The organism is Nonomuraea typhae (assembly GCF_009760925.1).
Classification (GTDB): Bacteria; Actinomycetota; Actinomycetes; order Streptosporangiales; family Streptosporangiaceae; genus Nonomuraea; species Nonomuraea typhae.
Window position 1 is genome coordinate 268959 of sequence record NZ_VRLV01000009.1, and the last position, 13940, is coordinate 282898.

The following is a 13940-nucleotide window of genomic DNA, read 5'->3' on the forward strand; positions in this document are numbered from 1 at the left end:
GCCGCGAATCAGTAGGTTTTCTGGTCCTGCTACCGGTACTGGGAGGGTGCACGTGCTCCACGGGAGAAGCGCCGAGCAGACGGCGCTCGCGGAGCTCGTCGAGGAGGCGCTGGCGGGGCGCAGCGGCGCGCTGGTGGTGCGGGGCGAGGCCGGCATCGGGAAGTCCGCGCTGCTGGAGTGGGCCGCCGAGCGGGCGGCTGCCGCCGGGCTCCGAGTGGTCAGGGTGACCGGGATCGAGGCGGAGGCCGATCTGGCCTTCGCCGGGCTGGCGGGGTTGTTGTGGCCGCTGCAGGCGCGGCTGGATCGGCTGCCCGAGCCGCAGGCGCTCGCGTTGCGGTCGGTTCTGGGCGGGCCCGCCGCCGACGACCCCACCGACCGGTTCAAGATCGGGCTGGCGGTGCTGACGCTGCTGGCGGACCTGGCCGAGGAGCAGCCGGTGTACTGCCTGGTGGACGACGCCCAGTGGCTGGATCGGGCCAGCGCGGACGCGCTCACGTTCGCCGCCAGGCGGCTCGGGGCCGACGGGGTGGCCGTGGTCTTCGCCGGGCGCGAGGAGGGCTTCGCCGCGCCGGGGCTGACCGAGGTACGGCCGGCCCGGCTGGGCGAGGACGACGCGGCGCGCCTGCTGGGTGAGTACGGCGTGGCGCCGGCCGTACGCGAGAGGGTGCTGGCCGAGGCGGAGGGCAATCCGCTGGCCCTGCGGGAGTTCGCCGCCGTGGCGAGGGAGGGGAGCGGCGTCGAGCCGTTGCCGGTGGCCGATCGGGTGCTGGCCGCGTTCCTGGAGCGGATCGCGGAGTTGCCGGAGCGTACGCAGACGATGCTTCTGCTGGCCGCCGCGTCGGCCGGGTCGGGGACGCGGGCCGTCCTGGCCGCGGGGGAGGTGCTGGGCGTCGGGCTGGGCGACCTGCAGCCCGCTGAGCGGGCGGGGCTGATCCGGGTGAGCGACACCGGGATCGCCTTCCGGCATCCGCTGATCGCCACGGCCGCCTACCGGGGCATGCCCATGGCCCAGCGGGTGTCGGTGCACCGTGCGCTGGCCGAGACGGCGACCGACCCCGACACCCGCGCGCTGCACCTCCCGCTGATGACGCTCACCCCGGACGAGGCGGTCGCCGGGGAACTGGTCGCCGCCGGCGAGCGGGCCAGGCGGCGGACCGCCTGCGCCACCGCCGGGTCCCTGTACGGCCAGGCCGCCCGGCTCACCCCGGATCCCGGCGCCCGCGCCGCCCGCCTGGCGGAGGCGGCGGCCCTCGCGTTGTCGGGCGGTGAGGTGGATCGTGCCGCCGACCTGGCCGATCAGGTCCGCGTGTCCACAGCGGCCCGGATGCCGCTGGCCGCGGCGGCGCGGGTGCGGGCGGCGGTGGAGTTCGAGCGAGGGGACCCGGCGGACGCGGCGGCCATCCTGGTGGACGCGGCCACCGGCGGGCTGCCCCGTGAAGAGGCGGCGGGCATGTTGCGGACGGCGGCCGAGTACGCCTGGTTCGCCGCGGTCCCCGACGCGGTGACGGCGGCCGCGGAGCGCCTGGACGCGCTGGGCGAGCCGGATCCGGGCGTGCGCGGGCTGGCCGCGCTCATCGCCGGTGACTACGCGACGGGCGTCGGCCTGCTCAGGCAGTCGGCGCCCGAGGACGGCGGGCTGCGCATGCGGGCGGTCCACCACGGATGGATCATGGGCGACGACGCGGCGACGCTGGCGCGGGCGAGCGAGGAGGTGGCGCGCTGCCGCCGTTACGGTCTCGTGGGCGCGCTGCCCGACGTCCTGCAGGTGCTGGCGCAGGTGCAGGTCGTGGCCGGGGCGCACCGGGACGCGGAGGCGTCGGTGGCCGAGGCGGCGGCGATCGCCCGCGACACCGGTGCGCGGCAGCGAGCCTGGCAGCTCGACACGGTCGTGGCCAGGATCGCCGCCGTCGAGGGGGACGAGGAGCGCTGCCTCGAGCTGACCGGCCTGTCCACCGGCACCGGCCGGGTCGCCGCGGACACGATGGTGGCCCTGCTCGACCTCGGCCTCGGGCGCCCGGAGAAGGCGCTCGAGCGGCTGCTGACGGCCTGGCGCGGGCCGGGCGGGCATGCCGGGGTGCTCATGGGCGCGACCGGCGATCTGGTGGAGGCCGCGGTCAGGGCGGATGAGCGGGAGCAGGCCGCCGAGCCGCTGCGCAGGTTCCGCGCGTGGGCGGCGGCCGGTGGGCAGCCGTGGGCGTTGTCGATGGCCGAGCGCTGCCTGGCGTTGCTGACCGAGGACGAGGCGCACTTCGCGCGGGCCGTACGCCTGCACGAGGGGACGAGCCGTCCGTTCGAACGGGCCAGGACCGAGCTGCTGTATGGCGAGTGGCTGCGGCGGGCGCGCCGCCGGGCGGACGCGCGGGACCTGCTCAAGGCGGCCCTGGAGACCTTCGACCGGCTGCGTGCCCGCCCATGGGCGGAGCGGGCGCGCGCCGAACTGCGCGCCGCCGGCGGTTCCGCGAGCGCCCCCGCGGCCGCGGCCCTGCTCGACCGGCTGACCCCGCAGGAGCTCCAGGTGGTACGGCTGGCGGCCGAGGGGGCGAGCAGCAGGGAGATCGGCGCCAAGTTGTTCCTGAGCCCGCGGACCATCGAATACCACCTGTACAAGGCGTATCCCAAGCTGGGCATCTCCTCCCGGAGAGAGCTAAACAGGCTCGACCTCGGCTGAACGCGCGACCGGCTCCTCGGCCTTGCGGCGGCGCCGGGGCTGCGAGGCTCCCAGGAGGACGGCTCCCAGAACCGCGACGGCGCCGGCGAGCTGGCCCGCCGACAGCGACTGCCCCAGGGCGGCCCAGCCGAGAACGGCGGCCACCACCGGGCTGAGCAGCGCCAGCACGGTGATCCGGGTGGGCGCGAGCGTGGTCACGCCGCGGAACCACAGGAAGTAGGCCAGAGCGGTGCCGAACAGGGTCAGGTAGCCGTATCCGGCGAGGTTCGTGAGCGTGAAGGCGGGCAGCGCGCCCTCGACCAGGAAGGTGAACGGCAGCAGCGCGAGCCCGCCGGCGGTCAGTTGCCAGCCGGTGAGGGCGAGCAGGGCGGTGGGCTTGCGGTCGAAGCCCTCGGGGGTGCCCCAGCGGCGGCCGAGCACGGTGCCCAGCGACATGACGAGCGTGCCGCCCGCGGCGGCGGCCAGGCCGATCGGGTCGAGCACCACCGTCGAACGCAACACGAGCAAGGCGACTCCGGCCACGCCGATGACCGCGCCGATCATCGCCCGTCCGCTCGGCCGGTCGCGCAACAGCACGAACGCCAGCCCGGCCACCACGAACGGCCCGAGCGCGCCCAGCACCGCGGCGACGCCGCCGGGCAGCCGGTAGGCGCCGATGAACAACAGGGCGAAGAACAATCCGATGTTCAGCAGGCCGAGCACGGCCGAACGCCACCACCACGCGCCTCGGGGTACGGCCAGCCGTCCGGCGAGCAGGGCCACGGTGGCGATCAGGAGGAGCCCGGCGGGCAGCGCGCGCACGGCCGCGGCCAGCAGGGGGCGGCCGGCGGGGAGGAACTCGGTGGTCACCAGGTAGGTGGTGCCCCAGAGCATGGGGGCGATCGCGCTGGGCGCGACGAAGCGAAGGTCTCTCATGAGTAAGTAGCTTAGCTGTAAGCTAGTTATATGCAAGCTATCATCGGGACCGTGGACGACGTCGACCGCATCATCGAGCAGTGGGCCCGCGAACGGCCCGACCTGGAAACCCCTGCCATGGCGGCCTTCGGCCGGATCTATCGCATCGCGCACATCATGGGCGCACGCCAGGAGAAGGTGCAGAACGGGTTCGGGATCACCCGGGGGGAGTTCGACGTGCTGGCCACGCTGAGGCGGGCGGGCCGGCCGTACCAGCTGTCGCCCAAGGCGCTGGCCGCCTCGCTCATGTTGACCTCCGGGGGGATGACCGGGCGGCTCGACCGGCTGGAGAAGGCCGGGCTGGTCACCCGCTCACCCGACCCCGACGACCGGCGTGGCCTGGTCATCACGCTCACGCCGCGTGGGTTCGAGGTGATCGAGGAGGCGGTCACGGCCGGGCTGGCGGCGCAGCGGGAGGTGTTCGAGCAGTTGCCGCCCGCCGATCGGGAGCGGCTGTCGGTCCTGCTGCGGGATCTGCTGGCGTTGATGGGTTAGGTCAGTGCCCCGCGCAGGCGCTCGTAGGTGGGGGCCAGGAGGCGCAGGGCCCGTGCCGCGGCCGGGTTGTCGCCGGCGTTCAGCGGGTGCTGGACGGCGCCCAGCAGGCGGGCCTGCTCGCGGGCGACGGCCGCCGCCGGGCCCCGGCCGAGCAGGTCCAGGCAGGTGGCGGCGTCGGACAGGCGCCGGGCGCCGAGGCGGACGGCGAACCCGGTCAGCAGACCGCGCACGGCCCGGTCAAGGCCGTGTTCCACCTGGTCGGCCAGGGTGTGCACGGCTTCGGCGCCGCCGAGGGTGCCCGGGGGCACGGGGAGGTCGTCGCGCCCGGCCAGCCAGCGTGCGGCGCCGGGCAACGAGTCCTCCAAGGCGTCTCGATACGTTACATCACGAAATTTCGTGAAATTGGTGCGCAGGACGAAGCCCTCCTGCTCGTAGAAGACCGCCTCAGCCCGCCAAGCCCTGAGGAAGTCCGCGACGGGCAGGGTGGCGTAGGGGAAGCCCTCGGGATCGTGGATCAGGACGACGCCGTCCCGCACGCCCAGCACCACGACGTAGTGGTCGCCGCCTTCCTCCGGCGAGTAGGCCAGCAGCGGCATGTCCACCGGACCGGCCAGGGCGGGGCCGTCCAGGGCCGACAGCCGGGCCAGGGCCTCCTCCGGGGTGCCGCCCGAGGTACGCGAACACCTCCAGCCCAGGGCCTCGGCGGCGTCGGCCAGGCCGATCTCCGGGTCCCAGGCGTAGGGGTCGAAGAAGGGGGTCGTACCGCCGATGAGCTGGGCGCCGAAGGGCGATCCGGTCAGGGTCTCGATCACGCCGACGGGCGGCGCGGCGGCGCCGAGCATCATCGCCAGGGAGTGGCTGTAGCAATACGGGCCGGATCCGGCATAGGTCACCATGCCGGCCAGTCAACGACCTGCCACGGTGTGAGGGTCAAGCCTCGACGGCGGGGAGGGGGGCGGTCCGCGCCGCCGGCCGTACCGCCCGAGGGGGGAGAGGGCGGCAGGTCGTCCGGGACGCGGACCGCGCGAGCGGGCCCGCCCCCGGTCCCTGTGCGGTAGGGACGGAGGGCGGGCCCGCAGGGAGGGGAGCACCGGGGCGAGGTGGGATTCCGGCGCAGAGCGCCAGGAGGAGGCCCGGCGCTCCCTTGGCCGGGGTGGTGGGGCGCCCTCGGATCCGAAGGGCGCCGACGGGTCAGTGACGGGCGAAGACCTGGGTCCAGATGGGGCCCTTGGCGTCGTGGCCGACACCGATGAGGGTGAAGTTGCAGTTCATGATGTTGGCCTTGTGGCCGGGGCTGTTCATCCAGCCCTTCACCACCGAGGCGGCCGTGGGCTGGCCCTTGGCGATGTTCTCGCCCCAGGTGCTGATCGGGGAGAACCCGGCGGCCTTGATCCGGTCACCGGGGGAACGGCCGTCCTGGGAGGTGTGGCTGAAGTAGTTCTTGGCGGCCATGTCGTTGGAGTGGCCGCGGGCTGCGGCGTTCAGCTTGGGGTCGTGGGTGAGGGGCTTGCAGCCGCCGGCCGTGCGCTCGGCGTTGGTGAGCCTGACGACCTCTTCCTCGACGGCCGATCCGACTCCGCCGCCCGGCTGCGTGGCCGTGGGGGTGGGCGTCGGCGTGGCCGTGGGCGACCCGGTCGGAGTGGGGGTCGGAGTGGTGGGGGTGGGGGTGGGGGTCGGTTTGGTCGAGCAGGACAGCCTGGCGGGCCTCGACCGGCTGGTCTCGCCGGAGGAGTCGACGGCGGTCACGTAGAAGGTGCGGGGGGTGGTGGTGCAGCGGAGACCGGCCACGAGCTGGCCGTTGGTGATGACCTTGGAGCCGCTCTTGAGGGCGCGGTCGGGGCCCGGCCTGGCCTGCATGAGCCGGACCCGCAGACGGGCGGGGTCGTCGCAGCCCTTGCGCGCGGCAGCACCGCGAACCATGCCCTGGTCGTCCACGTACGGCCGGTCCGCGATGACCTGGCACAGGTCGCGGGGTGTGGTGGCGGCGTGGGCGGCGGTGACGGGGATGCTCAATGCCGCCAGACTCCCTAGGCAGGCGAGTGCCTGGAGCTGTCTGCGCACGTTGTCCTCCGATGGGGTTAGACGCTGCTTCGAACCCGCATTCTGGTGTGCACACATCGGGCATGTCCCGAAAAATCCCCTACTACCTGGAGTCCCAGGTGTCCCATTCGTAACAAAGGTCCCTCGCACCTGCGTAAACCTCCAAAGGCTGCTGCGCGTCGTGACCGTCCGCACGGCCCTGTCCGAGCCCCCTCCAGTACGGCGAAGCCGCCCCCACGCCACCCGCCGCCGTGGGCGGGCGCCGATCGTGGGGGTCGCTTCTCACGCCGGACACACGACCCGCCGCAACGGCCCGCCGCGCCCGGCTAGAAGGGCGGGTTAGAGGGCCGGCTAGAAGGGCTGACTAGGGGCCGGTTAGGGGGTCGGCCAGAAGGGCTGACTAGGGGCTGGCCCAAGGGGGCTGGTCAGAGGGCTGGCCAGGGGGGCTGGCTAGAGGGGCTGGCCAGGGGAGCTGGGCAGGGGGGCTGGCTAGAAGGGCCGGTCAGAAGGGCTGGCTAGAAGGCCCGGTCAGAGGGACCGGTCAGAGGGCCTTGCTAGAGGGGCCGGTCAGAGGGACCGGTCAGAGGGCCTTGCTAGAGGGGCCGGTTAGAGGGGCCGGTCAGAGGGGTGAGGCGGGGCTGTTGCGATGAGGCGTCGCAGGGTGGCGGCGGCGGGTGGTCCCCAGGTGGCCTTGCCGCCCGGGCGGCCGCGGACACCGGCGTCGCCGACGTGGAGGCCGACGAGGGCGCGGATCACGGCCCATCCGCGGGCGCGCCGCAGGGTCGCGGCGTCCGGGGCCGGCTGGTAGGCGGCGTAGAAGCGGTCGGCGGCGCCGTCCGGCAGCAACGTCCAGGCGGCGGACAGGTCGCAGGCCGGATCGCCGGCGAACAGGGCACCGAAGTCGACCACGCCGCAGAGGGTGCCGTCCGCGGTCAGGACGTTGGCCGGATGCAGGTCGCCGTGGAGCCACAGCGCCGGGCCTGCCCAGACAGGCGCGGCGACGGCGTCTTCCCAGACCGCGCGGACGGCGTCCGGGTCGGGGACGAGCCCCAGTTCGGTGGCCGAGGCGAGCTGCTGGGCGACCCACGTGGAGGAGCCGGCCAGCGTCCCTCCGCGGCCTTGGCTGTCGGTGTCCACCCCTTCGGGGGCGGGCTGGTGCAGCGCGGTCAGGAAGGCGGCCAGGGCGTCGGCGGCGTCCGCGCCGCGGGTGACGGGGGCGAGGTCGGCGGGCTCGCCCGGCACCCAGGTGGTGACGATCCAGGGCCGGGGAAAGCGCGGCGAGGGCTCGCCGAGGCGTTGCGGGACCGGGACCGGCAGGGGAAGGCGCGGGGCGAGGGCGGGCACCCAGGTGTGCTCCTTGAGCAGCAGCTCATCCGCGATCTCCCCCACCCAGGGCAACCGCACGGCGAGGTCGTCGCCGAGCCGCCAGAGCTGGTTGGCCCACCCCCGCGCGCCGAGCCGCACAGGGTGATCGGCCAGGTCGGGGTGCTGGTCACGCAGCAGATCCCGCACCAGCTCCGCGGTGATCTCGATCTCGGTGTGAGTCATGCGGAACAACCCTAGCCGGGGCTTCGTGTAGCTTCGCCCCGGATTTCTGTACGGCAAGCCGACGGCTTCGCCGTACAGGGAAGCGGGCGGCTCGCCGTACAGAGAAGTGGGCGCCTCGCCGTACAGAGAAGCGGGCGGCTCGCCGTACAGGAAGGAGAGTCAGCAGGTGGCGGGCTTGAGCCAGGAGCACTCGAGGTCCTGGGCGGGACCGCCGGAAGGCGGGGCCGCGGCGCGCAGGTCGGTGGTCGTGGCCGTGGTGCGGGAGAACTGGGCCAGCCGGACGGCGATCTTGTCCTCGATGTCCTTGGGCGAGCCGGACAGGTACTGGTTCAGCATGATGGCGAAGACCAGCGGTTCGCCGTCGGCGCTGGTGACGTAGCCCGACAGGGCGGTGACGCCGGTCAGGGAGCCGGTCTTGGCGCGGACGTTGCCCGCGGCCGGGGTGGCGCGCATGCGGCTGCGCAGGGTGCCGCCCACCAGGCGGTCGGGCTCGCCGGCGACGGGCAGGGAGTCGTAGTACGCCTGGAACCAGGGCTTGCCGCGCACCGAGGTCAGGAACTGGGCGATCGAGGCGGGGCTGAAGCCGTCGCGGCGGGAGAGACCGGAGCCGTCGCGTACGTTGATCACCTGGGCGCCGTTGGCTCTGGCGTAGTCGGTGATGACCTTGAGGCCCGCCGACCAGGTGCCCTGTCCGGCGGCCTTGCGGCCCATCGCCTTGGTGAGGATCTCGGCGTGGATGTTGTTGCTGAGCTTCATGAACGGCACGAGCAGTTCGCGCAGCGGCATCGACTCGCGCTTGGCCAGCTCGGTGGCGCCGGAGGGGGTGGCGGCGGCGGTCGTCGGGCCGAGGACCTTCACGCCGTGCTTGGCCAGCGACTTGCGGAAGAGGGTGGCCACGTAGTTCGTGGGGTCGTCCACGGCCACCCACTCGTCGTAGGGGTCGGCGACGGTGCCGGTGATGACGACGGTTCTGGTGCCGTGCCGGCGTTCGATGAGGACGTCGGTCTCGCTGCCTACCGTCGCCCGGTTGACGATCGTGAAGTAGTCGGTTTCCGGGGTCGTGGTGACCTTGACGGAGGAGCCCGCGGCGGCCACGGAGACGATGATCGAGCCGGCGTCGTAGTCGCGGTCCGGGGAGGCGGTCAGGGCGGAGATGGGCGCGGCGTAGTAGGCGGTCTCGTCGTCCCAGGACCAGTCGTTGCCCAGGCGCTGGCCGTCGAACCAGGTGTCGTCGGTGACGAGTTTGCCGGTGACGAGCTTGACGCCCTTGGCGGCCACGTCGGCGGCCAGTTTGTCGTAGTCCTCGGCGAGCGCGGTCGGGTCGCCGGTGCCGCGCAGGACCAGGTCGCCGTGGAGCACCCCGCCCGCCCTGCGCCCGGACTGCAGGGCCGCGGTGGTGAAGCGGTAGTCCAGGCCGAGCGTCTCCGCGGCGGCCGCGGCGGTGAACAACTTGGTGTTCGAGGCGGGGGTGAGGAGCTTGCCGGCGTCGGTGGCGTACAACTCCTCGCCGTTGGCGGCGCTCTTCACCACGACGCCCGCGCGGGCGATGGTGAGGCGCGAGTCGGCGAGGATCTTGTTGATGTCGGTGGCCAGGTCGGCCACGCCCACGGCGGGGTCGAGCGCGGTGGCCGGTGAGGTCGGGGTGGACGCCCACGCAACGGCCGCGACGAGCGCGCCAGCGACGAGGGAGGCGGAGGTGCGCCGCATATGATCTCCAAGAGAGCTGGGGGACTCGTTGGGATCATCGACCAGCGGACGGGTCCTGCAATCCGCAAATATCCGTATTTCGCGGAGATTGGGCGGAGGCTAGACCGTGGGCTGACCGGACGTCACCAGGAAGCCGCAGTCACCGAAGGAGATCTCGTCGCCCGAGCGTACCTTGGCCGGGCCCACGAGCCGCCAGCCGTTCAGCCGGGTGCCGTTGAGCGAGCCCAGGTCCACCAGCATCCACGCGCCGTCGTCCTCGCGCCGCAACTCGGCGTGCACCCGTGAGACGGTGAGGTCGGAGAGCACCAGGTCGCAGGCCGAGCCGCGGCCCACCACGTAGCGGACGCGCTCGTCGTCCGGCAGCGCCAGCCGGGGCAGCCGGGGGCGGCGCCAGGCGGCCTGCACGCGGGTGGTGAAGTCGGAGACGGCCGAGACCACGTCGGTCAGCCGCTGCCGGAGGGTCGGCTTGCGCGGGAGGTCGGCGACCAGTTCGTCGAGCTCGTAGCGGTTCTGGGCGCGCAACGCCTGATCCACCCTGCCCACAAAGGTGTCGTGGGAGATTCGTCCCTCGACGGCGCGGTCGCGGAGCTCGTCGATCGCGCGATCACGTTCCCCGTCGGACGCGCGGAACGGGGGATGCGTCGAGCTCATTCCCTGAGTATCGGCCTGGGAGGCGTTTCCTGTCCAGAATACGCGTATCTCTTGTGGATCACATACTGAGTATGCATACTCAGTATTTATGTCCATCAGACATGGAATGCTGGCACTCCTCAGCTGGGGGCCCCGCTACGGCTACCAGCTCAAGCAGGAGTTCGAGGCGTCGACGGGGGCGACCTGGCCCCTGAACATCGGCCAGGTCTACACGACGCTCTCGCGCATGGAACGTGACGGCCTGGTGGAACCCGGCGGCGCCGACGACCAGGGCCGGGCCGTCTACACGATCACCGAGGCCGGTCGGGAGGAGCTGGAGCGATGGTTCAGCACCCCCGTCGACCAGTCCGACCGGCCTCGGGACGAACTCGTGATCAAACTGGCGATGGCGGTCGCCGCGCAGGACGTGGACGTGGCCAGGGTCATCGTGGCCCAGCGCACCGCGACCATGCGCGCCCTCCAGGACCTGACCAGGGCCAAACGCGCCCAGACCGACGGGCTGGCGCAGCGGCTCGTGCTCGATTCGACGATCTTCAAGGCCGAGGCGGAACAGCGCTGGCTGGACCACTGCGAGGCCGTGCTCAAGGAGAAGAAGGCATGACCGTGGTGAGTCTGCAGAACGTGACCCGCGTGCACGACGGCGTGCACGCGCTCAAGGGGGTGAGCCTCGAGGTCTCCGCCGGCGAACTGGTCGCGGTGATGGGCCCGTCGGGCTCCGGCAAATCCACCCTGCTCAACCTCGCCGGCGGCCTCGACCGGGCCACCTCGGGCCGGGTCGAGATCGAGGGCCGCGACCTGGCCGAGGTGTCCGACCTGGCCGCGCTGCGGCGCCGCAGCGTCGGCTACGTCTTCCAGGACCTCAACCTCATCCCGTCGCTCACGGCCGCCGAGAACGTCATGCTCCCCCGGGAGCTCGATGGCGTCCGCGCGCCGGCCGCCAGGGAAGAAGCCCTCGCCGTCCTGGCCGAGGTCGGCCTCGACCACATCGCCGAACGCTTCCCCGGAGAGCTCTCCGGCGGCCAGCGCCAGCGGGTGGCCATCGCCCGCGCCCTCGTCGGCGAGCGCCGCCTGCTGCTGGCCGACGAGCCCACCGGCGCCGTCGACACCGCCACCGGTGACGACATCCTCCAGCTCCTGCGCAGCCGCTGCGACGCGGGCGCCGCCGTACTCCTCGTCACCCACGAACCCCGGTACGCGGCCTGGGCCGACCAGGTGGTCTTCCTACGCGACGGGGAGATCGCCGACTCGACCGCGGTTCCGCTGGAGAGTGCCCGGTGAGCGCCTTCCGCGCCGCCCTGCGCGTCGCGCGCCGCGACGCCCTGCGGTTCAAGGGCCGCAGCGCGCTGGTCATCTTGATGATCGCGCTGCCGGTGTTCGTCTTCACCGGGTTACTGACCGGGTCCGAGACGAGCAACGTGAGCTTCCGCGAAGGGCTGATCGCCCGGCTGGGCGCCGCCGACGCCCAGCTCATCACCCACGACGGGCCCGTCCAGCAGAACGCCGCCGGCTACGGGGCCGTCACGGAACCCCAGAAGCGGGTCGCCCCTCGGTCGGCCGAGCAGATAGCCGCGCTGGCCGAAGGCCGGGTGATCCCCTACGACAACGGCTCGGTCTCCGTCCGCATCGGCGCCTCCTACCACACGGTGAGCGCGATGGAGCTGGATCTGCGCGACCCCATGACGCGCGGCATGCGCGAGCTGGTCGCGGGCCGCTTCCCGGCCGCGCCCGGCGAGGTCGCGGTCTCCGCCGGAATGGCCGAGGACGGCGTACGGCTGGGCGACACGCTGGCCGTCAGCCGCGAGCTCCGGCCGGTCAAGGTCGTCGGCGTGCTCGCCCATCCCTTCCAACCCGGGTTGAGCGAGATGGTGGCCGCCCAGCCGGGCACGATCCTCTTCGACCGCAGTGACGGCAAGGGCGCCGGATGGCTCCTCGACGCAGGCAGGCCGGTCCTGTGGTCCGAGGTGGAGAAACTGAACCGGGCGCGCCTCGCCGTGGCCTCGCGGGCCGTCATCAGCGATCCGCCCGCCGACCTGCCCTACGACTCCATGTTCTCCTCCGGCAGGCAGGCGGCGGTGACCAACACCGTGGGCATCGCCGCCGCCATCGTCATGATCGTGCTGGAGACCGTCCTGCTGGCCGGCCCCGCCTTCGCGGTGTCCCTGCGCCGCCGCCGCAGGGAACTGGCGGTCCTCGCCGCCCAGGGCGCCTCGCCGTACCATCTGCGGGCGATCGTCCTGGCCGACGGCCTGCTGCTGGGCGGGCTCGCCGCCGCGATCGGCGTGATCCTGGGGCTCGTCGGGGGCGCGGTGGGCCCCTCGCTCCTGGCTCCGCTGGCCGGCAACCCCGTCGGCCCCCTGGACGTGCCGTGGCTGTACGTGGCGGGCATCGCGCTGCTCGGCCTGGCCAGTGGGGTCATCGCCGCGCTGGCCCCCGCGTTCCGCGCGGCCCGCCAGGCGCCCGCCGAGGTGCTCGCCGGCCGCGACGACGGCTACGGCGCCCGCGAACGGGCCGGCAAACCGCTGCTCGGCGGGCTACTCATCGCCGTGGGCCTGGCCGCCACCTATCTGGCGGTCCAGACGGACCTCGCACTGCTCATGACCGCGGCCGTCCTGACCGTGCTCGGCTCGGTCGCGCTCATGCCCTGGCTAGTCAGCCGCACCGCGGACCTGGCCGGACGGCTGCCGCTCCCGCTGCGCCTGTCCGTCCGCGACGCCACCCGCCACCGCGTCCGTACGGCTTCCGCCGCCGCGGCCGTCATGGCGGTGACCGCCATGCTGGTCGCCGTGGGCGTCGGGGCCGCCAGTTCGGAAGCCAAGGCGCGGGCGGAATACCGCGCCCCTCTGCCCAGGGGCACCATCTCCTTGGCGGCGCCCACCATGGACGAACGGAACTGGGCCGGCCTGCGCGCCGCCGCGGCCGCCCGGCTGCCGGGGCTTCGCTTCGTCCCCGCGCTCAACGCGCGCGACAAGGACGGGCGCATCGGCCGGTTCAGTACCGCGCAACACCCGCTCTTCTGCGACGGGTGCGTCATCCCGGGCCGCTTCTTCTACGACCTGCGGATCGGCGGGGCGGATCTGCTCGAGCTGTTCCTCGGCAAGAAGGATCCCCAGGCGCAGGCGGCCCTGGCAGCGGGCAAGGCGATCGCCTTCGGGCCCGGCTACGTCCGGGGCGGCCATGTGGAGGTGGTGTTCGACGCGGACAGCAGCGGTACCACCGAAGAGAAACCCCTGCGGCTGCCCGCCGTCGAGGCGCGTGCCGCCGACCCCGTGCTCAGCGGCGTCCTGCTCCCGCCCGGCCCGCTCACCGCGGCCGGGTACCGGCTCGAGACCCGCAGCCTCTTCGCCGCCCACGACGTCGAGGACCCGATCGCCTTCGACGAGGAGATGGCGACGCTGTCGTGGGGGGTCAACGTCGAGGCGGAGACCGGCTACACCGACAGGAGCTCGCCCCTGGTCTACGCGCTGATCGTGGCGGCACTCGTCCTGGTCCTGGGCGGCACCTTGGCCGCCACCGGCCTGGCCGCCGCCGACATGCGCCGCGACCTGGACACCATGTCGGCCGTGGGGGCGCCCGCGGCGACCAGGCGCTTGGTCATCGCTGCGCAGGCCGGGTACATCACGGTGCTGGGCTCACTGGTCGGGCTGGTGGTGGGCCTGGTCACCGGGGTCGCCGTCGCCTGGTCGCTGATGGACCGATACCGGTACCAGGGGGACTGGAAGCTGGGCCCCGCGGTGACGGGTCCGATCGTCATCCCGTGGGAACTGCTGGCCGTGGTGGTGCTCGTCCTGCCGTTGATCGCGGCATCGCTGTCCGGGCTCTTCGCCCGCACGCGGCTCACGCTGGCCCGCCGGCTGACCTGACCCTGTCCACAGACCTG

Annotated in this window: 11 protein-coding genes; 5 read left to right on the forward strand and 6 right to left on the reverse strand. The window is 73.2% G+C overall.

From position 1 onward, the window contains the following. Nucleotides 1-52: 52 nt before the first annotated feature. Nucleotides 53-2668, forward strand: a complete 2616-nt coding sequence (locus FVE25_RS32005; protein WP_157250840.1) for a helix-turn-helix transcriptional regulator — start codon at nucleotides 53-55, stop codon at nucleotides 2666-2668. On the opposite strand, the gene FVE25_RS32010 is transcribed toward FVE25_RS32005, so the two are convergent. Continuing rightward, nucleotides 2645-3583: an EamA family transporter gene (locus FVE25_RS32010; RefSeq protein ID WP_157250841.1), complete on the reverse strand. Its 939-nt coding sequence runs from the start codon at nucleotides 3581-3583 to the stop codon at nucleotides 2645-2647. The two genes, FVE25_RS32005 and FVE25_RS32010, sit on opposite strands and share 24 nt — an antisense overlap. Nucleotides 3584-3634: 51 nt before the next feature. On the opposite strand from FVE25_RS32010, the gene FVE25_RS32015 reads away from it, so the two are divergent. After that, nucleotides 3635-4117, forward strand: coding sequence for a MarR family winged helix-turn-helix transcriptional regulator (locus tag FVE25_RS32015; protein ID WP_246267733.1), 483 nt, complete (start codon nucleotides 3635-3637; stop codon nucleotides 4115-4117). Here the strand turns inward: FVE25_RS32015 and FVE25_RS32020 are convergent. The 5 genes from FVE25_RS32020 to FVE25_RS32040 form a co-directional block, all read right to left on the reverse strand. Continuing rightward, nucleotides 4114-5013, reverse strand: a complete 900-nt coding sequence (locus FVE25_RS32020; RefSeq protein WP_157250843.1) for a cysteine peptidase family C39 domain-containing protein — start codon at nucleotides 5011-5013, stop codon at nucleotides 4114-4116. The two genes, FVE25_RS32015 and FVE25_RS32020, sit on opposite strands and share 4 nt — an antisense overlap. A 295-nt stretch (nucleotides 5014-5308) precedes the next feature. Further along, complete coding sequence (locus FVE25_RS32025; RefSeq protein WP_219825727.1) at nucleotides 5309-6130, reverse strand: CAP domain-containing protein; 822 nt, start codon at nucleotides 6128-6130, stop codon at nucleotides 5309-5311. 633 nt (nucleotides 6131-6763) lie between these two features. Continuing rightward, the gene (locus FVE25_RS32030) at nucleotides 6764-7705 is read right to left on the reverse strand and encodes a phosphotransferase (protein ID WP_157250845.1); all 942 of its coding nucleotides are present in this window, start codon (nucleotides 7703-7705) and stop codon (nucleotides 6764-6766) included. Between the two features lie 159 nt (nucleotides 7706-7864). After that, nucleotides 7865-9412: a D-alanyl-D-alanine carboxypeptidase/D-alanyl-D-alanine endopeptidase gene (gene dacB, locus FVE25_RS32035; RefSeq protein ID WP_157250846.1), complete on the reverse strand. Its 1548-nt coding sequence runs from the start codon at nucleotides 9410-9412 to the stop codon at nucleotides 7865-7867. Nucleotides 9413-9511: 99 nt separating this feature from the next. After that, complete coding sequence (locus tag FVE25_RS32040; RefSeq protein ID WP_157250847.1) at nucleotides 9512-10063, reverse strand: FHA domain-containing protein; 552 nt, start codon at nucleotides 10061-10063, stop codon at nucleotides 9512-9514. Between the two features lie 88 nt (nucleotides 10064-10151). Here FVE25_RS32040 and FVE25_RS32045 point away from each other — a divergent pair, with 88 nt between their 5' ends. The 3 genes from FVE25_RS32045 to FVE25_RS32055 are packed head-to-tail and all read left to right on the forward strand — an operon-like array spanning nucleotide 10152 to nucleotide 13923. Next, nucleotides 10152-10664 carry a PadR family transcriptional regulator gene (locus FVE25_RS32045; protein WP_157250848.1) on the forward strand — a complete coding sequence of 171 codons (513 nt, stop codon included), beginning with the start codon at nucleotides 10152-10154 and terminating at the stop codon, nucleotides 10662-10664. Next, complete coding sequence (locus FVE25_RS32050) at nucleotides 10661-11341, forward strand: ABC transporter ATP-binding protein (protein ID WP_157250849.1); 681 nt, start codon at nucleotides 10661-10663, stop codon at nucleotides 11339-11341. Before FVE25_RS32045 ends, FVE25_RS32050 begins: the two co-directional genes overlap by 4 nt. After that, nucleotides 11338-13923, forward strand: a complete 2586-nt coding sequence (locus FVE25_RS32055; protein ID WP_157250850.1) for an FtsX-like permease family protein — start codon at nucleotides 11338-11340, stop codon at nucleotides 13921-13923. The genes FVE25_RS32050 and FVE25_RS32055 overlap by 4 nt, the downstream gene beginning before the upstream one ends. The last annotated feature ends 17 nt before the right edge of the window (nucleotides 13924-13940 follow it).

Coding starts and splice junctions, on each gene's coding strand:
- FVE25_RS32010 (WP_157250841.1), bottom strand. CDS start 3,583: ATGAGAGACCTTCGCTTCGTCGCGCCCAGCGCGATCGCCCCCATGCTC.
- FVE25_RS32020 (WP_157250843.1), bottom strand. CDS start 5,013: ATGGTGACCTATGCCGGATCCGGCCCGTATTGCTACAGCCACTCCCTG.
- FVE25_RS32030 (WP_157250845.1), bottom strand. CDS start 7,705: ATGACTCACACCGAGATCGAGATCACCGCGGAGCTGGTGCGGGATCTG.
- dacB (WP_157250846.1), bottom strand. CDS start 9,412: ATGCGGCGCACCTCCGCCTCCCTCGTCGCTGGCGCGCTCGTCGCGGCC.
- FVE25_RS32040 (WP_157250847.1), bottom strand. CDS start 10,063: ATGAGCTCGACGCATCCCCCGTTCCGCGCGTCCGACGGGGAACGTGAT.
- FVE25_RS32045 (WP_157250848.1), top strand. CDS start 10,152: ATGTCCATCAGACATGGAATGCTGGCACTCCTCAGCTGGGGGCCCCGC.
- FVE25_RS32050 (WP_157250849.1), top strand. CDS start 10,661: ATGACCGTGGTGAGTCTGCAGAACGTGACCCGCGTGCACGACGGCGTG.